Consider the following 22,871-nt stretch of genomic DNA (forward strand, 5'->3'; position numbering starts at 1 on the left):
TCGACGGCGGAGGCGAGCCGCCGCACCGGGCGGACCCGCCGGATCCTGGGGTTGAGTGTAGGGCGGCGTGGGAATCGGGCACCAGGGATCCGGCGCGGCCGGGACCGTGGGAGGAGCGGACGTTCGGCCTCTAGGCGGCGTTCAGTCCTGCACGCTAGCGTGGACGTGCCCCGGGGCGCGCGTCCGCAAGACGACGGGCGTCTGTGTCGACCGCCCGGGGCCCGACCCGAAGCGAGGACCCCGTGGACCAGACCGCCGCCCCCACCCAGCCCCCCGTGCCGACGGCCCGCACCGTCGCGCGTCCCCGGCCCCAGTCCCGCGCCCGTGCCGGGGCGGGCCTGCTCGCCGCAGCCGTGCTCATGGTGGGGCTCTCCGGTTGCGCGGTCGCGGAGGACGGCGGCGAGGCCGCGTCCGAGGCCGCGAGCTCCTCCTCCTCGCAGGCGACGGACACCTCGGCGGAGGCCGGGGGACAGCCCGTGGCGGACACCGCCGTCGGGAACGCCGCGAAGACCGCGCTGCCCTCCGTGGTGACCATCTCCGCGACGTCGAGCTCCGCCTCCGGTTCCGGTTCCGGTTCGATCCTGGACACGGAGGGGCACATCCTCACGAACACGCACGTGGTCACCCTCGGCGGCCAGGCCAACGACGCCGAGCTGACGGTGCGCACCTCGGACGGGGAGGTCTACGCTGCCACCGTCGTGGGCACCGACCCGCTGTCCGACCTGGCCGTCATCAAGATCGACGCCACGGACCTCACCCCCATCCAGATCGGCCGGTCCGGGGACTTGAAGGTCGGGGACGAGGCCGTCGCCATCGGCGCCCCCCTGGGCCTGCCGAACACCGTGACCGACGGGATCATCTCCACCCTGGACCGGACCATCGCGGTGGCGTCCTCCGAGGCGCCCGAGCCGCAGGGCGAGAGCTCCGGCTCGTCCTCCGGCTCCGACCAGTACCGCTTCCAGCTGCCGGGCACCCCGCAGGGCACCCAGGGCGAGGTGTACATCAACGTGCTGCAGACCGACGCGGCCATCAACCCCGGCAACTCCGGAGGCGCGCTCGTCGACGCCGAGGGCCGCCTGGTGGGCGTGAACGTCGCGATCGCCTCGACCGGCCAGGACCCGAGCGCGGCGGGCAACATCGGGGTCGGCTTCGCCATCCCCGTGGACTACTCCCAGCGGGTCGCGCAGGACCTGATCGACCACGGCAAGGCCACGCACGCCATGCTCGGCGTGAGCGTCACCCCGGAGCCCGCCGAGGTGAAGGGCGGCGGCGAGAACGCCCGGACCGTGTTCAGCGACGGCGCCCGCGTCCAGCAGGTCGTGGAAGGGTCGGCGGCCGCGGCGGCCGGGCTGAAGGAGGGCGACGTGATCACCGCCGTCGGCGACCGCGCGGTGATCGACTCCGAGTCCCTCACCGCCGTCGTCCGCGAGCACCGCGTGGGAGACTCGGTGGACGTCACCTACCTCCGCGACGGCGCGGAGCAGAAGGCCGAGGTGACGTTCACGGAGGACACCCAATCGTGACCACCACACTCACCACCCCCGCTGAGCTCGCCGCCCACCACGGCTGGCGCCGAGTCTTGGCCGTCGGCGCCCATCCGGACGACCTCGACTTCGGGGCCGCCGCCACCCTGGCCGGCTTCAGCGCGGCCGGGCTGCACATCGAGCTGTGCATCGTGACGGACGGGGATGCCGGCGGCTTCGACTCGGAGGGCCCCGAAGCGATGACCGCCCGCCGCCACGGCGAACAGCGGGCGGCCGCCGCCGTCGTCGGCGCCGCCGAGGTCCACTTCCTCGGCGAGCGCGACGGACACCTCGAGCCGGACCACGGCGTGCGCCGCAAGCTCGTGGCCCTGATGCGCCGCGTCCGCCCGGACGTCGTCCTCAGCACCCACCCCGAGCGGGACTGGGAGCGGATGCAGGCCGCCCACCCGGACCACCTCGCCTGCGGCGAGGCCGTGGTGCGCGCCGCGTACCCGGCGGTCGAGAACCCGTACGCGTACCCGGAGCTCGCGGCGGAGGGGCTGGAGGCGTTCAAGATCCGGCACCTGCTGCTGTACGCCGCCCCCGCCGCACGGCGGAACACGGTCGTGGACGTCACGGGCCTGGCGGAGCAGAAGCTGCGCGCCCTCGACGCCCACCTCTCCCAGCACCCGGACGTCGACGCGATGCGGCGGCAGGTGCTCGCCCAGATGGCCGAACATCACCGGCACGCCGCCGGCCCGGCCGCCGGGCAGGGCCACGCCGAGGCGTTCCACCTGGTCACGGTCAACGGTCCGCGCACCATCGCCGGGTTCTGAACCGCCCCCACAGCAGAAGGGCCGACGACGCGCCGCGTCGTCGGCCCTTCTGCTCCGGGGACTCAGTTGTTGCTCGGCCGCCCGCCGTAGCGCGGGCCGGTCTGCGCGGTGGGGTCGAGGTCCACGCCGACGATGGGCTCCGACGTCGGCACCTCGGAGCCCGAGCTGGGCTCCACGGAGATGCCCATCGCCGCGAAGCGGTCCAGCCCCCGGAAGGTCACGGGCTCGCCGAAGCCGTTGGCGTCGAACGTGCCGAGCGAGGCCGGGGCCGTGCCGTCCGAGGGGTAGAGCCACAGCTGGTAGGACTGACCCTCCGGCAGCTGGGGCATCCCGCTGATCATCAGGTAGCCGCTGTTCTGCTCCCGGGACAGGAACGCCTGGACGGTCCCGCCGTCCTGGGCCGGATACTCCGAGGTCGTGAACAGGTCCTTCGACTGGTCGATGCGGTGCACGATGCCCGGCCGCGTGAACTGACTCCACACCGTCCACCCGCCGACGCCGAGCACGAGGGCCGCGAGCAGCACCAGCGCCGTCACCTTGAGCCAGCGCAGGCGGTCCCGCGGCGGGCCGGCGGGGGCCGACTCGTCGCCGATCAGGTCCATGCCCACGTCCTGGGCGGGCAGGCGGCGCAGGACCTCGTCGAGCAGGGCCGACGGCGGCTCGGCCGTCACGGAGCGGAACGCCCAGGCCACCGCCTGGCGCGCCCCGTCCACCCGGGAACGCCACCGGGCCAGCTCGCCGCCCCGCCGCTGCACGGCGGAGAACGCCGCGGTGTGCCCGGCCGTGTCGAGGGCGTGCACGGCCGCGAGGTCGGCCAACTCGAGTGTGCGGCCGGCGTCGACGTCCTCGCGCACGCCCGCGCCCAGGGCTGGGCCGGAGGCCGGGGCGGGCGCGGACGGCCGGGCGGCGTCCTGCGTGAGGTCGCGGCGGGCCGCGACGACCTGCCGGACGCCGTCGCGCAGCAGGGTGCGGGCCCGGTCGGCCGGCAGGCCGAGCTGCTCGGTGACCTCCCGGTCCGTGCAGCCGCCCAGCCAGGCCAGCCGCACGGCCTCGAACGCGTCTGGGTCCACCCGGTCCACGAGGTCCTCCGGCAGCGCGGCGGGGCCGGCCGGGCCGGGACGACGCCCACGCTCCGCCGCGGAGCCGCCGGCGCGGCGCAGCGAGGTCATCACGCGGTGGGCGAGGACCTCGAGCCACGTGAACACCTGGCGTTCGCGGTGGGTCGCGTCGTCCTGCTCGCTCAGGTCGAGGCTGGCCTCGGACGCCTCCTCCCACGCGGTCAGGTAGGTGCGGACGGTGGCCTCGGCGGCGTCGTCGCCGGGGCCGAACATCGCCTCGGCCAGGCCGTGCACCCACGGGACCGTGGCGTCGTAGAACGCGGAGAAGGCCGCCCGGTCGCCCTCGGCGCTGCGGCGCAGGAGGGTGTCCAGGGCGGGCTGGCCGGCGTCGTCGGGGCGGTCGGCATGGGGCTCGGACGCGTCAGGAGTCTGCATGGTGGCCTCAGTCTAGGGAATCGGGGTGGGCAGCGGACCCGGCGAAGTCGTACTGGCGCCAGGCCTCGTACACGGCGATGGAGACGGCGTTCGCCAGGTTCAGGGACCGACGGGCCGGCTGCATGGGCAGGCAGACGGTTTCGGTGACCCGCGGGTCGGCCAGCACCTCCTCCGGCAGGCCGGTGGACTCGCGGCCGAAGAGCAGCACGTCTCCGGGTCGGTAGGCGACCCGGTCGTGGCGCACGGACCCGCGCGCGGTGAAGGCCAGCACCCGGGCGGGGGCGAGGGCCGCGAGCGCCGCGTCGAGGTCCGGGTGCACCGTCACCACCGCGAGGTCGTGGTAGTCCAGGCCCGCGCGGCGCAGGTGCGCGTCCTCGAACCCGAAGCCGAGCGGCTCCACGAGGTGCAGCTCGGCCCCCGTGAGGGCGGCGAGCCGGATCGCATTGCCGGTGTTGCCCGGGATCTCCGGGGTGAGCAGCAGGATACGGAACCCGGGAGTGCCGGGCGCCGGGGCGCGGTCGGCGCCCTCGTGCGGGTTCGGGCGAGGCGAGTCGGGCACGCGCCCAGCCTAGTGCGGCGTCGCCGGGCGGGGGTCTGCCTCAGTGGAGCCGGGCGACCAGCGCGCCGAGCGCGCGGCGGTCCACGAGGTCCGGGTCCGGGCCGGTGCCCAGGAAGAGGGCCACCTCGCGGGCGAAGGCGAGCCCGGGTGCGGGCGGGGCGGTGAGCAGGTCGGCCTGCGTCCCCGGGGCGTTCGCGCCCCGCGCGTGCCGGATCACGGGCGCGTGCCGCGCGTCGCGGTCCGTCATCACGTGCACGAAGCCGCCGACGGTGACCTGGGGCAGGGCCTGCTGCCACGCCATCATCGCGGGGCCGAGCAGCGGCGGGGCCACGGGACGGGCCCGGGAACGCAGGTCCGCCCCGTCCCAGGTGTAGGTCCCCTCCGGGACCATGACGGAGCCGATCAGCGCCAGGCGGTGGCCGCACAGCACCGCGTGGTCCACGTCGAGGTGCCGTCCCCAGCGCCCGCCCAGCCGCAGCCCGGTCAGGATCCGGGCGGCCGGCAGCGCGTCCGCCACGTGGCGCAGCAGCACGTCGAGGGTGCGGGCCTGCCGCCGCACCCGGTGCTCGTCCGGCAGGATCCCGCGCGGCCGCGGCGCCCCGTGGACGCGTTGGCTCGATCGCGGCAGGTCCAGCACGGTCGGGTCCGCCTCCGCCTCGCCGGGCGGGGGCTCGTAGCGCACGGGGCGGGCGGCACGTCCGCCGGGTCCGGACCGTCCCGACGGTCTCGCCCTCCCTGATCCGGCCGTCGAGCGGGGGCCGCGGACACCGGCGTCCGGGCCGGGCAGCGAGAGGTCGTACCGGCGCCGGGCCTCGGCGTCGCCGAGCAGGTCCCACGCCCGCGTCACGGCCCGGAAGGCGGCGGGGTCGCCGCCCACGTCGGGGTGCGCGGCTCGGGCCGCGCGGCGGTAGGCCCGCCGGACCTCCTCGGCGGTCGCGTCGCGGGGCACGCCGAGGACCTCGTAGGCGGTGCGGTGCTCCTCGGCCGCGCTCACGGCGTGGGGTCCGGGCCGGGGGAGGCATGCCGCTCGTGGTGCAGGCGCAGGAACAGCATGCCGTCGTCGTGGAGCACCTGGACCAGCTGCAGCCGGGCGGGGAGGCCGGGGCCGTCCTCACCGGTCAGGACGCGGCCGGCGGCGGGTCCGGCCAGCAGCGGCGCCACGGTGAGGTGCACCTCGTCCACGAGGCCGCCCGCCGCGAGGCTGCCGAACAGGCGCGGTCCGCCCTCGCAGTGGACGACGCGGGCGCCGCGCGCGTGCAGGGTCGCCACCACGGTCTGGGGGTCCACGTGCTCCTCGCCGACCGCCAGCACGTCCGCGTGCGCGGCCAGCGCCGCCGCCTGCTCCGGCTCGGCCGCGAGGCCGGCCCGGGACGTGAGGACCCAGGGGCGCACCGGGGCGGCCGTGAAGAACGCGGACTCCGGGTCCAGGTCCAGGCTGCCGCTGACCACGGCCACGGGCGGGTCTGCGGGCCCGCCGGCCTCCGCGCGTCGACGCCGGTCCTCATCGGACAGCAGCGCTCCCTCGTAGCCCTCGGCCCGGATGGTCCCGGCCCCCACGAGCACGACGTCGGCGTCGTGCCGGGAGAGCGAGAGCAGCCGCTGGTCCGCGGGGGAGCCGAGCCCACCGGCACGGCCGTCCAGGGTGGCCGCGCCGTCGGCGGAGGCGATGAACACGACGCGGACCCAGGGTCCGGGGCCGGTGTCCTCAGCCGCCGGGGCCGCGAGGGCGGTGCGGAGGGCGTCGTCGTCCAGGCCGGGGCCGGTCTCGGTCAGCCGTCTCATGCCCGCCCCCCGCGGTGGGCGCGGTGTCCGGCCAGGGTGCTGCGGTCCGGCGGCGGGTTCTCCGCGCCCATGTTGTGGACCAGGCGCGCCGGCTGACGCCACCCGAACACGCACTCGAGCATGCGGGCCGCCGAGACGGAGGCGTCGGCGTCGTGCATGCGCAGGATCCGGGCGCCGCCGTACACGCAGGCCGCGGCCGCGGCCAGCGAGCCGGGCAGGCGCTCGTGCCGGTGCCGGTCCAGGCTCTCGCCGATGAAGTCCTTGTTCGAGACCGCGGCCAGCACGGGCAGCCCCAGGGTGGCGATTTCGTCCAGCCGCCGCGTGATCTCGAGGGTGTGCCGGGTGTTCTTGTTCAGATCGTGGCCGGGGTCCACGATGATCCTCTCCTCGGGGACGCCGAGCGCCACGGCCCGGTCGACGGTGCGCCGCAGGTGGTCGCGGACCTCCCTGACGACGTCGCCGTAGGTCGGCCGGGGGACCACGGCCCGGGGTCCGCGCACGTGGGCGAGGGAGTGGGTGACCACGAGGTGCGCGCCCGCGGCGGCCACCACCCGGCCCAGGTCCGCGTGGAACAGTCCCGTGGTGTCGTTGACGACGTCCGCCCCCGCCGCCAGGGCCGCCTCGGCCACGGCCGGCTGGAACGTGTCCGCCGAGAGGATCAGCCGGCGCGATGCCTCGGACGACCCGGCCCCGTCCCCGCTCCGCAGGGCCGCGATCAGGGGGACCACCCGCGCCGCCTCCTCGGTCGGGTCGAGCTCCGCCCCGGGCGCGAACGGCACGCCGCCGACGTCGACCCACTCGGCTCCGGCGTCCGCCGCGGCGTGGGCCTGGGCGAGGGCGTCCTCCAGGACGGCGCCGGCGCCGTCGTCGTAGAAGGAGTCCGGGGTGCGGTTGACCACGGCCATCGTGACGATCCGGCGGCGGAAGTCGATCTCGTGGTGGGCGAACCGGTGCACCGGGTGGACGAGCGGGACGGAGGGGGTCGGCACCCGGCCATTCAACCACCGGCGCCGCACGGTGACAGTGCGCCCCGGAAGGACTATGTTTCCCTCCCGTGACATTTACCTCGTCGCCGCGGGTCGGCCCGCGCCGGCCCCGCATCCGTCCGACCCAGCTCGTGGTCGGGTCCTTCCTCGTCGCCATCGTGACGGGCACCGGCGCACTGCTGCTGCCCGCCTCGTATCAGGGCCGCGCGCCCACCCCGCTGGAGGCCGCGTTCACGGCGACCAGCGCCACCACGGTGACGGGCCTCGGCGTCGTGGACACCCAGACGTTCTGGACACCCCTGGGTCAGCTCGTGATCCTCACGCTCATCAAGCTCGGTGGCCTGGGCGTCATGACGTTCACGTCGCTGCTGGGGCTGGTGATCCTCCGGCGGCTCGGCCTCACCCAGCGCCTCGACGCCGCGGCCTCCACCCGGGCCGAGGGGATCGGGGACCTGCCCCGGGTGCTGCGGGCCCTGATCCTGTACTCCACGGCCGTCGAGGCCTCGGTGGCGCTGCTGCTGAGCCTGCGCTTCTGGCTGGGCGCGGGAATGTCCCCGGGCCAGGCACTGTGGCAGGGGGTCTTCCACGCGGTCTCCGCATTCAACAACGCCGGGTTCGCGCTGTTCAGCGACAACCTCATGGGCTTCGTCTCGGACCCGTTCATCTGCCTGCCGATCGCGGCGGCGATCATCTTGGGCGGCCTGGGCCTGCCGGTCGTGCTGACCCTGCGGCGAGACCTGCGCCGACCCGAGCGGTGGAACCTCACGGTCCGGCTCGTGCTCGTGGGCACCGCGGTGCTGCTGGTGGGCGGCACGCTCATGTACCTCGTCCTCGAGTGGTCCAACCCGCGGACCCTGGGCGGTCTGGACCCGGCCTCGCGCGTGCTCGCGGCGTTCTTCCAGTCCGTCACGACCCGCACCGCCGGCTTCAACACCCTGGACTACGGGCAGATGCACCCCGTGACGCTCTTCGCCACCGACGTGCTCATGTTCATCGGCGGCGGCCCCGCCGGCACCGCCTCGGGCGTGAAGATCACGACGGCGAGCGTCCTGCTGTTCATCGTGCTCGCGGAGATCCGGGGGGAGGGCGCCGTCCATGCGTTCGGCCGCCGGCTCTCCCGGACCACGCACCGCGAGGCGATCACCGTGATCATGCTCTCCGCGACCGCGATCGCCGTCGCCACGATGGCGCTCATGGGCCTGTCCTCGTTCACGACCGACCAGATCCTGTTCGAGTGCGTGTCCGCGTTCAGCACGGTGGGCCTGTCCACCGGCATCACCGCCCAGCTGCCGCCGGCCGCGCAGGGCATCCTGATGCTCCTCATGTTCGTCGGCCGCATCGGCCCCGCCACCGTCGCCGGCAGCCTGGCCCTGACCGACCGCACCCGCCACTTCGAGTACCCGAAGGAGAGACCCCTCATTGGCTGATCTCACCCGTTCCCTGTTCGCCCCCCGCCGGGGCGACCGCCCCACCGTGGCCGTCCTCGGGCTCGGCCGGTTCGGCTCAGGGGTCGCCCGCGAGCTCATGGAGTCCGACTGCCACGTGCTGGGGGTCGACGCCGATGCCGAGGCCGTCCAGGCGCTCAACGGCCGGCTGACCCACGTCGTCCGCGCGGACAGCACGGACGAGGAGGCGATGCGCCAGCTCTCGGTCCACGAGATGGACCACGTCGTCGTCGCCATCGGCGGCGACCTCGCGGACTCGATCCTCACCGTCTCGCTGATGCGGCGGTTCGGGACGCACCAGCTCTGGGCCAAGGCCAATGACGACCGCCACGGCGAGATCCTGCGTCAGCTCGGCGTGGAGCACGTGGTCCACCCGGAGCGGGACATGGGCCGCCGCGTGGCGCACCTGGTCAGCACGTCCTTCCAGGACTTCGTCGAGGTCGAGCCGGGCCTGGCCATGGTCCGGGCCACGCCGCCGTCGCGCCTGCTGGGCAGGGACCTGCGAGCCACCGGGCTCGCGGGGGAGCGGGGCATGCGCGTGGTCGCGGTCCGCAGCCGCGGCACGTGGCTCTACCCGCCGAGTCACTACGTCCTCGAGCCCGAGGACACGATCCTCCTGGTGGGCCCGACCCGCGACGTCGAGCGGTTCCTCGCCCGGGACTGATCCGGGCACATCCGGCGCGGCTCCTAGACTGGCCGGGTGACCACCCCGGACCGCGTGCACCTGGACCACGCCGCCACCACGACGGTGCGCCCCACCGCGCTCGCGGCCCTGGCCGAGGCGGCCGCGCTGCCGGGCAACCCGGCCTCCCTCCACGCCTCCGGCCGCCGGGCCAAGCTGCACCTCGAGGAGGCGCGGGAGCGCATCGCCGCGGCGCTCGGGGCGCACCCCCCCGAGGTGATCCTCACGTCCGGGGGCACCGAGGCGGACAACCTCGCCGTCCAGGGGCTGTACCGGGCCCGCCGCGCGGTCGCGCCGGAGCGCACCCGGATCGTGCTGACCGGCATCGAGCACCACGCGGTCCTCGACGTGGTGGACTGGCTCGCCGCGCACGAGGGTGCCGAGCCGGTGCTCGTCCCGGTCGACGACGACGGGCGGGTCGACCTCGCCGCATGGGGGGCCGCGCTGGCGGCCGCGCCCGAGCGGACCGCCCTGGCCACGCTGATGTGGGCCAACAACGAGATCGGCACGGTCCAGCCCGTCGCGGAGGCCGCCCGGCTCGCGGCCGACCACGGGATCCCGTTGCACACCGACGCCGTCCAGGCCCTCGGGGCGGTGCCCGTGGACTTCGCCGCGTCCGGGGCCGCGACCCTGGCCGTCTCGGGGCACAAGGTCGGTGCCCCCGTGGGTGTCGGCGCCCTGTTCGTGCGCCGGGACGTCACCCTGGAGGCCGTGGTGCACGGCGGCGGTCAGGAACGCCGCCTGCGCTCGGGCACGGTGTCGGTGGCGCTGGCCGCCGCGCTGGCGGCCGCCGTGGCGGAGGCCGTCGCGGAGCAGCCCGCCGAGGCCGCCCGCCTGGGCGGGCTGCGGGACGAGGTGATCGCCGCCGTCGACGCCCTGGACGGGGTGCGCCTGACCGGGCCGCGGGACCTCGACCCGGCGACGGGGGAGCCGCTGCCGCCGGGGACGCGCCGACTGCCCGGCAACGTCCACATCACCGTGCCGGGCCGGACGGCGGACGCGCTGCTGTTCTCCTTCGACATGGCCGGACTGGACACCTCGTCCGGGTCGGCGTGCACCGCCGGGGTGGCCGAGCCGTCGCACGTGGTCGCGGCCCTGCCGGGGCGGACGGAGGCCGACGCACGGGCCACCCAGCGGTTCGCCCTCGGCCGGACGACGACGCCGGCCGAGGCGGCCGCGCTCATCGACGCGCTGCGGACGCTGCTGGGGCGGGCGGTCCAGTCTAGACGCCCGGCCCCAGCAGCGTCCGTCGTCGAGAGAGGAGTCCGCCCGTGAAGGTCCTGGCTGCCATGTCCGGGGGAGTCGACTCCGCCGTCGCCGCGGCGCGTGCCGTGGACGCCGGGCACGACGTCGTCGGCGTCCACCTGGCCCTGTCCCGCATGCCCGGCACCCTGCGCACCGGCTCGCGTGGCTGCTGCACCATCGAGGACGCCTCGGACGCGTGGCGCGCGTGCGAGCGGCTCGGCATCCCCTTCTACACGTGGGACTTCTCCGAGCGGTTCGCGGAGGACGTCGTGGACGACTTCGTGGCCGAGTACGAGGCCGGCCGCACGCCCAACCCGTGCATGCGCTGCAACGAGCGCATCAAGTTCGCGGCGCTGCTCGAGCGCGCCCTCGAGCTGGGCTTCGACGCCGTCTGCACCGGCCACTACGCCGCCGTGCGGCCCGGTCCGGACGGCTCGCTGGAGCTGCACCGCGCCGCGGACGACGCGAAGGACCAGTCCTACGTGCTCGGCGTGCTCACCGCGGATCAGCTCGCCCACTGCCTCTTCCCGCTCGCGGACACGCCGTCCAAGGAGCTCGTGCGCGCCGAGGCGGCCGAGCGCGGCCTGTCCGTGGCGGCGAAGCCGGACTCCCACGACATCTGCTTCATCCCGGACGGCGACACCCGCGGCTGGCTCGCCGAGCGCATCGACCTCGCCCCCGGCCCCATCGTGGACCCGGAGGGGCAGGAGCTCGGCACCCACGCGGGCGCCCAGGCGTTCACGGTCGGCCAGCGCAAGGGCCTGGCCATCGGCCGTCCCGCGCCCGACGGCAAGCCCCGGTTCGTGCTCGAGGTGCGGCCGAAGGAGAACACCGTGGTCGTCGGCGGGCGCGAGCTGCTCGACGTCGACCGCATCACCGGCATCCGCCCGTCCTGGGCCGGCGCCCCGGTGCCCGAAGCCCGCACGGGCGCCTGGTTCGACTGCGCGCTGCAGTTCCGGGCCCACGGCGAGATCGTCGAGGCCCGCGCCCGCCAGCGCGCGGACGCGGCGGGGCACCCGGGGTGGGAGATCGAGCCGGCGCGCCCCCTGCGCGGGGTGGCCCCCGGTCAGACGGCCGTCCTGTACCGGGGCACCCGCGTGCTCGGCCAGGCCACCATCGACACCGCCCGCAATGCCCGGCTGTCCGCCCCCGCGGATGCGTAGGCTTCGGCCATGAGCCCGGACTACGACCCCCACGCCAGCTCGCTGCCCGGCACCGCGGACCCGGCGGTCCTCGACGAGCTCTTCGCGATCCGCGGCAGCATCGACAACATCGACGCCTCGCTCGTCTACCTGCTGGCCGAGCGGTTCAAGTTCACGCAGCGGGTCGGCGCGCTCAAGGCCCGGCACGACCTGCCGCCCTCGGACCCCGGACGTGAGGCCGCCCAGATCGCGCGGCTGCACCGACTCGCGCTCGAGGCGGACCTCGAGCCCGCGTTCGCCGAGAAGTTCCTGAACTTCATCATCGCCGAGGTCATCCGCCACCACCGCGCGCTGGCGGCCGAGGGCCGGCCGGACGCCGAGGCGGAGCCGGGGGAGAGCCCCGGGGACGCGGATGACTGAGGCCGCCCACGACGACGGCGCCACCGGCCCCGTCGCCCTCGGCGGCACGCCGTGGCGCGGCACCGACGTCGCCGAGGCGCAGCGCGTCACGCTCGGCGAGCTCGGCGCGGACCACTGGCCGGTGCTCCCCGAGCTGCCCGATCGCGGACCCGGCGCCGACGCCACCGGCCGCTCGGCCGCCCTCCTGCAGGAGCTGGCCGTCGACCTGCAGCCGCACGGCTGGCGGGTCAGCCCGCCCGGGGCCGCCGGCTCCGGCCGCGACCGACGCCGCGCCGTCTCCCTCTGGCACGAGGACGCGCACCGCTGGGCGGACACCGCGGGGGCCGAGGGCGCCGTCGTCGAACGTCTGGCCGTGCGGGTGCGCGGCCCGCTCAGCCTGCTCGCCTGCCTCTGGCTGCCCGGGGGAGAGCGCGTGCTCGGCGACCACGGCGCGCGCCGCGACGTCGCCGAGTCCTATCTCGAGGGACTGCAGGACGCCCTGCCCCGCCTCCGGAGGGCCACCGGCGCGGGACGCCTCGGCGTCGTCGTCGACGAGCCGTGGGCGGCGGCCGTCCTCGCCGGGACCCTGCCCACCGCGAGCGGGTACCGCACCGTCCGGTCGCTGCCGCGCGAGGAGGCCCGCGGGCTGTGGCGCGCCGCCCTCGACGGGCTCACCGCCCTGCCCGACGTCGCCCGGGTGTGGCTCGCACCGGGCCGCCGCGCCGCCTCCCCGGGGGCCGAGCTGCCCGGGCCCGCCGCGCTGTCAACGCTGACGGGAGAGTCCCTGCCCAGGCCCGACGCAGCCGCGGACGCGCCCGCCCCGGCCCCGGTCTCCCTCGTGGTGGGCGTGGGCGCCCTCGACGACGGCGCGGACGGCACGCCCGGCACCCGCGAGGCGTGGGAGGCGGCGGCCGGCTGGGCCGACATCGGGCGCGGGCTGACCCTGGCCCCCGAACCGGGCGTGCGCCCGGTCGAGGTCGTCCGCACGTGGGAACGGCTGGGGGTGGACCCCGGACGCGTGGGCGACGTCGGCCTCACGGCGGCGGGGCTGCACGACCCGGTCGTGCTCCACACTCTGCGGCGGGACGCGGAGGAGCTGACCGCACGGCTCGCCGAGCTGCGCGGCTGAGCCGGCGCCCCGACGGACCGGGACGACCTCCGGCGTCGTCGGCCGTGGACGGGCCCGCCCGGCGGGTATCATCGGGCTGATCCTGAAAATTTCCTGTGCCCGGGGCCGGTCCCGCCTGCGGCGCCGGGGGGAGCGCTGACGAGGAGGTCAGGATGGGCAAGGCCAAGATCCTGGTGGTGGACGACGACGAGGCGCTGGCCGAGATGATCGGCATCGTCCTGCGCAACGACGGCTTCGAGCCGGCGTTCGCCGCGGACGGCACCTCCGCACTGCCCGCGTTCCACCGCGAGCGTCCCGATCTCGTGCTGCTGGACCTCATGCTCCCCGGCATCGACGGCATCGAGGTCTGCAGGCTCATCCGAGACGAGTCGGACGTGCCGATCGTGATGCTCACGGCCAAGTCGGACACGGCGGACGTCGTGCGCGGCCTCGAGTCGGGTGCGGACGACTACGTGCCCAAGCCGTTCAAGCCGGCCGAGCTCGTGGCCCGCGTCCGGGCCCGCCTGCGTGAGGGGGAGGCCAAGCCGGCGGAGGTCCTGCACATCGGGGACCTCGAGATCGACGTGGCGGGCCACGAGGTCACCCGCGGCGGCGTCGGCATCGCCCTCACCCCGCTGGAGTTCGACCTCCTCGTGGCCCTCGCCCGGCGGCCGCGCCACGTCTTCACCCGCGAGATGCTGCTGGAGGAGGTCTGGGGGTACCGGCACCAGGCCGACACCCGGCTCGTGAACGTCCACGTCCAGCGCCTGCGCTCGAAGGTCGAGCCGGATCCCGAGAACCCGTGCGTCGTGCTGACCGTCCGCGGCGTCGGGTACAAGGCCGGCCAGGGCTGAGGGCATGACGGTGTCCGGCCCGGGTCTGAGCGCGGCCCCGGCGGCCGAGCCCGGCGCCGAGCCGGTCGAGCCCGCCGCCGGCCGCCCACGGTCGTGGGTCCCCGGCCCCGCGTGGCGTGCGCTGCGCCGCCGGTGGCGTCGGTCCCTGCGGCTGCGCACGGCGGTGCTCGCGGCCCTGCTCTCGATCCTCGCGGGCCTCGTGGTCGCCGCGTTCCTGACGCAGCAGATCACCCAGGCCCTCTTCGAGGCCCGCTACGAGCAGGTCCAGGCCGAGGCCCGCCGTGGCCTGAGTCAGGTGCGCGAGACGTTCGCGCAGACCACCGCCACGGACGCGCAGAGCACGGACGTGCTGGTGACCCAGACCCTGCGTGCCCTCGAGGGGGACTCGGGCACGACGATCCGCCGCCGCTACCACCTCGCCCCGCTGCCGGGCTCCGAGTCCGCGTACGTGGGGACGATCTCCTCCGCCGGTCTCGATCCCGCGGTGATCCCCCAGGAGCTGCAGGACGCGGTCGCCTCCGGGCCGGGCGTGTACGACGCGAGCGTGGCGCTGCCGGACCCCGGCGGCGGCACCCGGCCCGGCCTCGTGTTCGGCGCCCAGGTGGTGCTGCCCCCGGGTGCCACCTACGGGCTCTACCTCGTCTACGACCTCGCGGACGTCCAGAGCTCGCTGGACTCGGTGCTCGGGGTGCTGCTGGTGTTCGGCGTCGGATTCCTGGTGATCAACGTGCTGGTCTCGTGGTGGGTCTCGCGGCGTGTGACCCTGCCCGTGCAGCAGGCGGCCCGGGCGGCCGAGTCCCTCTCGAGCGGCAACCTGGCCGTGCGGATGCCGGTCGACGGTGAGGACGAGATGGCCCGCCTGGGCATGTCCTTCAACCGGATGGCGGACAGCATCCAGGACCAGATCGGCCAGCTCGCCCAGCTGTCCCAGATGCAGCAGCGGTTCGTCTCGGACGTCTCCCATGAGCTGCGCACGCCGCTGACGACCGTGCGGATGGCGGCCGACGTGCTGTACGGCTCGCGCGAGGACTTCGACCCGGTCAACCGACGCTCGACCGAGCTGCTCTACCACCAGGTCGATCGCTTCCAGGCCATGCTCGCGGACCTGCTGGAGATCACCCGGTTCGACGCCGGCGCCGCCACCCCAGCCCTCGAGGCCACGGACATGCTCGAGCTGGCCCGCGACGTCGTGCTCACCTCTCAGCCGTTGGCCGATCAGAGCGGCGTGCCCGTGTACGTGGTGCCCATGGACCGGGACCGCGCCGACGGCCACGTCGCCTGGGTCGACCCGCGGCGGATCGAACGGATCCTGCGCAACCTGGTGAACAACGCGATCGAGCACGCCGAGGGCCGGCCGGTGGACGTGCTCGTGGCGGCCGACGAGGAGGCCGTCACGTTCGCCGTCGTGGACCACGGCATCGGCATGAGCCCCGAGCAGGTGCAGCGCGTGTTCGACCGGTTCTGGCGGGCCGACCCCTCACGCAAGCGCACCACCGGCGGGTCCGGACTGGGTCTGGCGATCGCCACCGAGGACACCCGGCTGCACGGCGGCCGGCTCGAGGCGTGGGGCGAGCTGGGGGAGGGGTCCACGTTCATGGTGACCCTGCCGCGGGCGCCGCGCCCGGCCGCGCAGGGCGCGGAGGCCCCGGAACCGATCGGCCGCTCCGTGCTGCCCATCCCGCCCCGCTACAGCACGGCGGACCGCCGGTACGCCGATGACCTGTCCCGACCCGTCCCGCAGGAGGCGGACGCCGACGCCGACGCCGTCGGCAGGGTCGCGGACGTCGCCGCCACGGCCGCGGACGCCCCGCCGTGCGCGCGCCAGGACGAGCAGGCCCTGACCGCACCGACCCGGCCGGTGCGCAGGGTCCCTCCGGGGGATCCCGCCGACGGGCCGGCCGCCGGGGACCGGACCGGCGAGGATGCGGCAGAGGAGGCCCGATGACCACCGTGGATCCGCAGCCGCCCCGTCCGCCGCGTGTCGCCGTCGTCGCGGTGATCGTCGCCCTGGTGCTCGCCCTCAGCGGCTGCACCCAGATCCCCCAGAGCTCCGAAGTGCGCAGTGCCGACCCGGTCGACGGGGCCGGCGCGGCCGCCGACGCGCCGCAGTTCCATCCGCCGGGACCCGCCGAGTCGGACACGGCGGAGGAGGCCATCCGGGGCTTCCTGCTCGCGGGCACGAGCCCGCAGGACGACTACGCGGTGGCGCGCGAGTTCCTCGACGGCCCCGCGGCCACCCAGTGGACGCCCGGGCAGCGCACCCTCGTGTACTCGGCGGAGCCGCGCATCACCCGGGGCGACGGCGACGGGGACTATCAGGTCCTGGTCGAGGTCGACTCGGAGATCGACGAGTACGGCCTGCGGACCGTCGCGCCGCCGGGGACCACACGGGCCTGGGCGGTCACGGTGCAGGAACGGCCCCAGGGCATGCGGATCACGTCCACGGAGAACGGCACGCTGCTCTCCCAGGCGCAGTTCGGACAGCTGTTCGCGCCGCACGAGCTCGCCTTCTACGACACCGCGAAGCGCTATATCGTGCCGGACGTGCGGTGGTTCGTCAATCGGGGCACCACCGTGACCGCGGTGACGCGAGCGCTGCTGCGCGGGCCGGCACCGTATCTGGCCGGGGCGGTGGAGACGGCCTTCCCGCTGCGCACCGGCACCGACCTGGCCGCGCCCACGGTGCCCGTCGACGACGACGGCGTGGCCCACGTCGACCTCACCCAGGCGGCCGCCGAGGGGGCCGACGCCGAGCGGCGGCACCGCATGCGGGAGCAGCTGGAGCTGACCCTGAGGGGCCTCCAGTCGGTCAAGGAGGTCGAGGTGACCGTCGCCGGTGCCCAGCTGTCCACGTCGGGAGACGACGGCCCCGCCCCGGTCCAGACCGACCCCGCCGTCAGATCGGTCCAGGTGGGCATCGACGCGGCGACGGGCGGACTCGTGTACGTGCAGGGGAGCAGCGTCACGCCGGTGGGCGGCGCTCCGGACGTCACCGCGCTCGATCCGGTCCGCCCGACGATGTCCGGCGACCGCAGCCGATTCGCGTTCGTCACCGGTGACCGGACGGCGGTCCACGTCGCCGGCACGGACGGCTCCCTGCGGGAGGTGCTGCGCGGCACCGGGCTTACCGTCCCGTCGCTGGACCTCCTGGGCTGGGTGTGGGCGGCCGACCGGGGCACGACCTCGCGGATCCGCGCCGTCTCGGCCCAGCCCGGCGGGCAGGAGCGCATCGTGACGGCCACCTGGCTGCGCCCCGGCGAGCGGATCGTCGACCTGCGGTTGGCCCGGAGCGGGGCCCGGGCCGCGATGCTCGTCGACGACGGCCAGCGGACCACCCTGCGCGTGTCCGGCGTCGTGCGCGGTTCGGACGGGGTGCCGAACGCCCTGACCGAGCCGATCCTGCTGCCCTCCTCCGGGTCGGAGGACTCGGTGGAGTGGGCCGGCGACACGAACCTGCTCGTCTCGGCGTACGCCGCGAAGCCCGACGAGCGCGTGGTGCCGCGGATCGTCTCGGTCGATGGCACCGTCCGGGAGCTCAACCCACTGGGCGGCCTGCGGGGGATCTCCGCCGGCGACGACGGCGCCTATTACGCGGAGACGGAGGAGTTCGTGTTCCTGCTGGTGGGCTCCTCGTGGCGGGCGCAGGAGCTCGACCGCGGGGTACGCGACCTCTCGTTCCCGGACTGAGCCGGGCCGGCGCTCACCGCCCCGTCGTCCACTCCTGCACAGCCGTCCTGTCCCGCACAGCGGCCCGCCCCGGCGCCTGGACGGCGGTGTCGTGCGGTGGACTCGTCCCATGCGCTCCCCGCCGTCCTCCCCGTCCCCGGCGTTCGGCGCCCTCGGTCGGGCCCTGGCCGACCTGGTCCTGCCCGCCGAGTGCGCGGTGTGCGCGGCGCCGGGCCACCGGCTCTGCCCGGCCTGCGCGGAGGGACTGACCGCCGTCCTGTCCCGGCCCTTCCGGGCGGAGCAGGACGCCCCGGCCTTACCCTTGGGCCCCGGCGGCGCTCCGCTGCCGGTGATGGCGGCCGGGCGCTACGCAGACCCGCTGGCGGCCGCCGTGCTCGCGTTCAAGGACCATCACGCGCTGCACCTGCGCGGCGTGCTGGGCGAGGCCCTCTGCCGGGCCGTCGCCGCGGCGCGTCTCGAGCCGGACCTGCCCGGGGCGCGGCACGCCCTGCTCGTCCCGGTCCCGGGCGGCGCGGTCGGATTCCGACGGCGCGGCTACGACCCGCTCGCCGAGCTCACCCGGGCGCTGCCGGCGCCGTGGCTGGTCTCCGACGCCGTCCGTGCGCGCCTGCTGCCCCGCGCGAGCACGCTCCGGGGCGGCGGCCCGTCCCACGCGGGCGCCGGGGCGGGCCAGCGCCGCCGGCGGGCCCGGGACTGGCGCGTCGCCGCCGGGCGGCTGCCGGCCGGCGCGCCCGTCCTGCTCGTGGACGACGTCCTCACCACCGGCGCCACCCTCGCCGCGCTCGCGGAGGCGGTGCGCCGCGCCGGCGGGCACCCCGTCGGGGCCGTCGTGCTCGCGGCCGTGGCCCCGCCGCGGGACCCCGCCGAGCCTGGCCCCCGGCCAGGCCCCCGGGTAGGGTGAACGGCACGGAATCGCCCCTACGGTTCCCGTCCTGCCGACGGCTGGAAGGAGGTCGCACCCTCGGACCCGCCGCCGCCCTGCGGACGCGACACCGAGGCGCACCTCCCCTCCCGAGGCCGGACCCGTGAGAGTCGGACCAGGAGGACGCCATGACCATGGATGTCAGCTACATCGCCCGCAACCTCAGGCTCCCGGAGAGCTTCCGCGACCACGTCGTCGAGCGCACCGAGCGCCTCCAGCCGCTCGCCGAGGGCGCCGACACGCTCGAGGTCCGCGTGACGAAGTCCTCCCACCACAAGCACTCGGACGAGACGGTCCGCGTGGAACTGACGGTCCGTGGCCCGCGGGACGTCGTGCGGGCCGAGGCCGACGCGGACGACAAGCTGGTCGCCTTCGACCAGGCCGCCACCCGACTGGCCGAGCGCCTGCGGCGCATGCGCGACCGCCGCAAGGACCGCCGTCACGGCAAGCTCGGCGCCTCCCGCGGCGCGGGCGAGGTCGGATTCGTGCCGCCGCTGCCGCCGTCGGGTGCCGCGCTGGCCGCGGAGGAGGCCGCCGAGCAGGACGCCCCCGAGGTGGGCACCCCGGTGCGCATCCGCCAGAAGGCGTTCCCCGCGACCCCCATGAGCGTGGACGAGGCCGTGGACGCGATGGAGCTGGTGGGCCATGACTTCTTCCTCTTCCAGAACGCCGAGACCGGCGTGCCCTCCGTGGTCTACCGCCGCCGGGGCTGGAGCTACGGCGTGATCCGCCTGGACGAGTCCCTCCCGCAGGATCACGTCTCCGCCTCCGAGGGGGAGCGGGCCTACCAGGCGCGCGAGGACTGACCGCCCCGCCGACGTCGACCACGACCTGCTGACGCCGCGGCGCCCGTCCCCTCCGGGACGGGCGCCGCGGCCCGTCCGGACTCGGCCCGTACACTGTCCCGGAGACCGCGCCACGGCCGAGCGCGAGGGGCATCCCGTCCCGCCCCGGCCACACCGCAAGGGAGCAGAGAACCAGTGCCTTCGATCATCGACCGCGTCCTGAAGATCTCGGACAACCGCGTCCTCAAGCGCATGCAGGCCACGGTGGACGCCGTGAACCTCCTCGAGGATGACTTCCGGGCGCTCAGCGACGCGGAGCTGCGTGCCGAGACGGACACGCTCCGGGCCCGGCATGCGGACGGCGAGTCGTTGGACCTGCTCCTGCCGGAGGCGTTCGCCGCGGTCCGCGAGGCCGCGGGACGCACGCTCGGCCAGCGGCACTACGACGTCCAGCTGCTCGGCGGCATCGCGCTGCACCAGGGCAACATCGCGGAGATGAAGACCGGCGAGGGCAAGACCCTCGTGGCCACCGCTCCGGCCTACCTCAACGCACTGTCCGGCAGGGGCGTGCACGTGGTGACGGTCAACGACTTCCTCGCCTCCTACCAGGCCGACCTCATGGGCCGCGTGTTCCGCTTCCTCGGCATGCAGACGGGCGTCATCGTGGCGGGCCAGACCCCGGCCGTACGCCGCGAGCAGTACGCCGCGGACATCACCTACGGCACGAACAACGAGTTCGGCTTCGACTTCCTCCGGGACAACATGGCCTGGTCCCTCGACGAGCTCGTGCAGCGTGAGCACCACTACGCGATCGTCGACGAGGTGGACTCGATCCTCATCGACGAGGCCCGCACCCCGCTGATCATCTCCGGCCCCGCCCAGGGCGAGGCCAACCGGTGGTACGGCGAGTTCGCCCGGCTGGTGCGCCGCCTCGAGGCGAACACGGACTACGAGGTGGACCACAAGAAGCGCACCGTCGGCATCCTCGGCCCCGGCATCGAGAAGGTCGAGGACCACCTCGGCATCACGAACCTGTACGAGACGCAGAACACCACGCTCATCCAGTTCCTGAACAACGCGGTCAAGGCCAAGGAGCTGTTCAAGCGGGACAAGGACTACGTGGTCCTCGACGGCGAGGTGCAGATCGTCGACGAGCACACGGGCCGCGTGCTCAAGGGACGCCGCTACAACGAGGGGCTCCACCAGGCCATCGAGGCCAAGGAGGGCGTGGAGGTCAAGCCCGAGAACCAGACGCTGGCCACGGTGACCCTGCAGAACTACTTCCGCGGCTACGAGAAGCTCGCCGGCATGACGGGCACCGCCGAGACGGAGGCCGCCGAGTTCACGTCGACCTACGGCCTCGGCGTCGTCGTGATCCCGCCGAACCGGGAGCCACAGCGTGTGGACCGCAACGACGTGGTGTACAAGAACGAGAAGGTCAAGTTCGACGCCGTCGTCGACGACATCGCCGAGCGGCACGCGAAGGGCCAGCCGGTCCTGGTGGGCACCACCTCCGTGGAGAAGTCCGAGTACCTCTCCACGCTGCTGGCCAAGCGCGGCATCCGCCACGAGGTCCTGAACGCGAAGAACCACGCCCGCGAGGCCGCCATCGTGGCGCAGGCGGGCCGCCCGGGCGCCGTCACCGTGGCCACCAACATGGCCGGCCGCGGCACCGACATCATGCTCGGCGGCAACGCCGAGTTCACGGCGGTGGCCCGCATGCAGGAACTGGGCCTCGACGCCGCCGAGGACCCGGAGGCGTACGAGGCCCGCTGGCCCGAGGTGCTGGCGCAGGCCGAGGCCGCCGTGGAGGACGCGCACCGTGCGGTCATCGAGGCCGGTGGCCTGTACGTGGTGGGCACCGAGCGGCACGACTCGCGCCGCATCGACAACCAGCTGCGCGGTCGTTCCGGCCGTCAGGGCGACCCGGGCGAGTCCCGGTTCTACCTCTCCCTCACGGACGAGCTCATGCGCAACTTCAACCCGGGCGTGGCCCAGCGGATCATGAACAGCCCGTCGATCCCGGACGACATGGCGCTCGAGTTCGGCTTCGTCTCGAAGGCGATCCAGAACGCGCAGGCGCAGGTCGAGGGGCGCAACGCCGAGCAGCGCAAGAACGTGCTCAAGTACGACGACGTGATGAACCGCCAGCGCGAGGCCATCTACACGGACCGCCGTTCCATCCTCGAGGGGGAGGACCTGCAGGACCGGGTGCGCCGCTTCGTGGAGGACGCCGTCGGGAACATCGTGGACGCGGCCACCGAGGAGGGCCACGCCACCGACTGGGACCTCGACCAGCTGTGGCGGGACCTGGCAGAGCTCTACCCCGTGGGCATCTCGCAGGAGGACGTCCTCGACGAGGTCGGCGGCCGGGGCCGGCTCAAAGCCGAGGTCCTCAAGCGCGAACTCGTCTCCGATGCGCTCCTGGCGTACGAGGACCGGGAGGCGCAGGTGGGATCCGAGGCACTGCGCGAGGCGGAGCGTCGCGTGGTGCTCGCCACCATCGGGCGCCGCTGGCAGGAGCATCTCTACGAGATGGACTACCTCAAGGAGGGCATCGGGCTGCGCGCGATGGCCCAGCGCGAGCCCCTCGTGGAGTACCAGCGCGAGGGCTACACGATGTTCCAGAACATGCTCGCCGCCATCCGTGAGGACGCCGTGCGCACGCTGTTCCAGGCGCAGATCAGTGCGGCCCCCGCGCCGACGTCTCTGCCCGGCGTCAAGGACGCCCGCGCCGTGACGATGGCACCGCAGATCTCCGTGGAGGGCATCGACGCCCCGCAGCAGCCGGCGCAGCTGCGTTTCACCGGTCCGTCCGAGGACGGGCAGAGCGCGGTCACCCGCAGTGGCACGGACTCCGGCGCCACGGTCGCGGCGGGCACGAACCGCCGCTCCCGCCGTCAGGCGGAGCGCCGCGGCCGCCGCGGCTGACCGGCATCCCGCCACGACGCAGCACGAGGGCCCGCAGACCTCCAGGTCTCCGGGCCCTCGATCGTCAGTCCGACGGGGCGATCCGGCTCAGCCGATCTCGACCGACGTCACCTTCCACCGGCTGAGCCGCCGCTCGAGTCGGAGCGCGAAGGCCCGGGCCCGGCCCTCCCACAGCACCGTCGCGCTGGCCTCCACCCGGCCGGGCGCGACCTCGCACACGCGGGCACCCACCGGGCGGGGTGCGGACGCGGGCGTCCGGGGCGGGACGGCCGCGGAGGGCCGTCGACCGGGCCCGGTCGGCGCGACGGCGCCCAGCAGCTCCATGCGACGGGTCAACTTGTCCAGGACCTCGGGCGAGAGCCAGGCGGAGAGGTCCCGCAGGGCACGGCGGCCCGTCTCTACCTCGACGCAGGCGACGGCGATCACGGCGGCGAGCGAGCGGACGCGGCGCAGCTCCTCGCGCCCCTGTTCGGTGCGGGCCCGCCGGGCGATCTCCTCACCGCGGGGCAGGACCGCGGGGCTGTGGGCGGGCCCGTGGAGGAGGGTGTCGGC

Annotated in this window: 20 protein-coding genes; 14 read left to right on the forward strand and 6 right to left on the reverse strand. The window is 75.0% G+C overall.

Features of this window, described 5'->3' with window-relative positions; all coding sequences use genetic code 11:
• Positions 1-242: 242 nt before the first annotated feature.
• A complete protein-coding gene (locus J1M39_RS05805) occupies positions 243-1,523 on the forward strand; it encodes a S1C family serine protease (RefSeq protein ID WP_247298619.1) in 1,281 nt (426 codons plus the stop codon).
• Positions 1,520-2,299, forward strand: a complete 780-nt coding sequence (locus J1M39_RS05810; protein WP_069941446.1) for a PIG-L deacetylase family protein — start codon at positions 1,520-1,522, stop codon at positions 2,297-2,299. Before J1M39_RS05805 ends, J1M39_RS05810 begins: the two co-directional genes overlap by 4 nt.
• A gap of 62 nt (positions 2,300-2,361) precedes the next feature.
• On the opposite strand, the gene J1M39_RS05815 is transcribed toward J1M39_RS05810, so the two are convergent.
• The 5 genes from J1M39_RS05815 to folP are packed head-to-tail and all read right to left on the reverse strand — an operon-like array spanning position 2,362 to position 7,122.
• Entirely contained in the window at positions 2,362-3,792 is a 1,431-nt protein-coding gene (locus J1M39_RS05815) for an anti-sigma factor (RefSeq protein WP_206496562.1), read from the reverse strand.
• A gap of 7 nt (positions 3,793-3,799) precedes the next feature.
• On the reverse strand, positions 3,800-4,351 hold the full coding sequence (locus J1M39_RS05820) for a TrmH family RNA methyltransferase (RefSeq protein WP_206496563.1): 552 nt from the start codon (positions 4,349-4,351) through the stop codon (positions 3,800-3,802).
• 40 nt (positions 4,352-4,391) lie between these two features.
• Positions 4,392-5,345, reverse strand: coding sequence for a DnaJ domain-containing protein (locus J1M39_RS05825; protein ID WP_206496564.1), 954 nt, complete (start codon positions 5,343-5,345; stop codon positions 4,392-4,394).
• Positions 5,342-6,133, reverse strand: coding sequence for a pyrimidine reductase family protein (locus J1M39_RS05830; RefSeq protein ID WP_206496565.1), 792 nt, complete (start codon positions 6,131-6,133; stop codon positions 5,342-5,344). The genes J1M39_RS05825 and J1M39_RS05830 overlap by 4 nt, the downstream gene beginning before the upstream one ends.
• Positions 6,130-7,122, reverse strand: coding sequence for a dihydropteroate synthase (gene folP, locus J1M39_RS05835; RefSeq protein ID WP_036315981.1), 993 nt, complete (start codon positions 7,120-7,122; stop codon positions 6,130-6,132). Before folP ends, J1M39_RS05830 begins: the two co-directional genes overlap by 4 nt.
• A gap of 65 nt (positions 7,123-7,187) precedes the next feature.
• Between folP and J1M39_RS05840 the strand changes: the two genes are divergently transcribed.
• From J1M39_RS05840 to secA, 12 genes are all read left to right on the forward strand, one after another.
• Entirely contained in the window at positions 7,188-8,546 is a 1,359-nt protein-coding gene (locus tag J1M39_RS05840; RefSeq protein ID WP_162833775.1) for a TrkH family potassium uptake protein, read from the forward strand.
• The gene (locus tag J1M39_RS05845; protein WP_036315984.1) at positions 8,539-9,228 is read left to right on the forward strand and encodes a potassium channel family protein; all 690 of its coding nucleotides are present in this window, start codon (positions 8,539-8,541) and stop codon (positions 9,226-9,228) included. Before J1M39_RS05840 ends, J1M39_RS05845 begins: the two co-directional genes overlap by 8 nt.
• A gap of 36 nt (positions 9,229-9,264) precedes the next feature.
• Entirely contained in the window at positions 9,265-10,521 is a 1,257-nt protein-coding gene (locus tag J1M39_RS05850; protein ID WP_206496566.1) for an aminotransferase class V-fold PLP-dependent enzyme, read from the forward strand.
• Positions 10,518-11,654: a tRNA 2-thiouridine(34) synthase MnmA gene (gene mnmA / locus J1M39_RS05855; RefSeq protein ID WP_036315990.1), complete on the forward strand. Its 1,137-nt coding sequence runs from the start codon at positions 10,518-10,520 to the stop codon at positions 11,652-11,654. The genes J1M39_RS05850 and mnmA overlap by 4 nt, the downstream gene beginning before the upstream one ends.
• Positions 11,655-11,663: 9 nt before the next feature.
• Complete coding sequence (locus tag J1M39_RS05860; RefSeq protein WP_060974202.1) at positions 11,664-12,053, forward strand: chorismate mutase; 390 nt, start codon at positions 11,664-11,666, stop codon at positions 12,051-12,053.
• Complete coding sequence (locus tag J1M39_RS05865; RefSeq protein WP_206496567.1) at positions 12,046-13,161, forward strand: hypothetical protein; 1,116 nt, start codon at positions 12,046-12,048, stop codon at positions 13,159-13,161. The genes J1M39_RS05860 and J1M39_RS05865 overlap by 8 nt, the downstream gene beginning before the upstream one ends.
• Positions 13,162-13,313: 152 nt before the next feature.
• The gene (gene mtrA, locus J1M39_RS05870; RefSeq protein ID WP_061867002.1) at positions 13,314-13,994 is read left to right on the forward strand and encodes an MtrAB system response regulator MtrA; all 681 of its coding nucleotides are present in this window, start codon (positions 13,314-13,316) and stop codon (positions 13,992-13,994) included.
• Positions 13,995-13,998: 4 nt separating this feature from the next.
• The gene (mtrB, locus tag J1M39_RS05875; RefSeq protein WP_078025576.1) at positions 13,999-15,939 is read left to right on the forward strand and encodes an MtrAB system histidine kinase MtrB; all 1,941 of its coding nucleotides are present in this window, start codon (positions 13,999-14,001) and stop codon (positions 15,937-15,939) included.
• Entirely contained in the window at positions 15,936-17,681 is a 1,746-nt protein-coding gene (locus J1M39_RS05880; RefSeq protein ID WP_206496568.1) for an LpqB family beta-propeller domain-containing protein, read from the forward strand. Before mtrB ends, J1M39_RS05880 begins: the two co-directional genes overlap by 4 nt.
• 109 nt (positions 17,682-17,790) lie before the next feature.
• Complete coding sequence (locus tag J1M39_RS05885; RefSeq protein ID WP_122054428.1) at positions 17,791-18,582, forward strand: ComF family protein; 792 nt, start codon at positions 17,791-17,793, stop codon at positions 18,580-18,582.
• 149 nt (positions 18,583-18,731) lie between these two features.
• A complete protein-coding gene (gene hpf, locus J1M39_RS05890; RefSeq protein WP_060973936.1) occupies positions 18,732-19,409 on the forward strand; it encodes a ribosome hibernation-promoting factor, HPF/YfiA family in 678 nt (225 codons plus the stop codon).
• A 174-nt stretch (positions 19,410-19,583) separates the two neighbouring features.
• Entirely contained in the window at positions 19,584-22,319 is a 2,736-nt protein-coding gene (gene secA, locus J1M39_RS05895; protein ID WP_170080010.1) for a preprotein translocase subunit SecA, read from the forward strand.
• An 87-nt stretch (positions 22,320-22,406) separates the two neighbouring features.
• Here secA and J1M39_RS05900 read toward each other — a convergent pair.
• On the reverse strand, positions 22,407-22,871 hold a 465-nt coding region (locus J1M39_RS05900; RefSeq protein ID WP_060973938.1), incomplete at its 5' end, for an Rv3235 family protein.

This window comes from Micrococcus sp. KRD077, from assembly GCF_017168505.1.
Lineage (GTDB): Bacteria > Actinomycetota > Actinomycetes > Actinomycetales > Micrococcaceae > Micrococcus > Micrococcus luteus.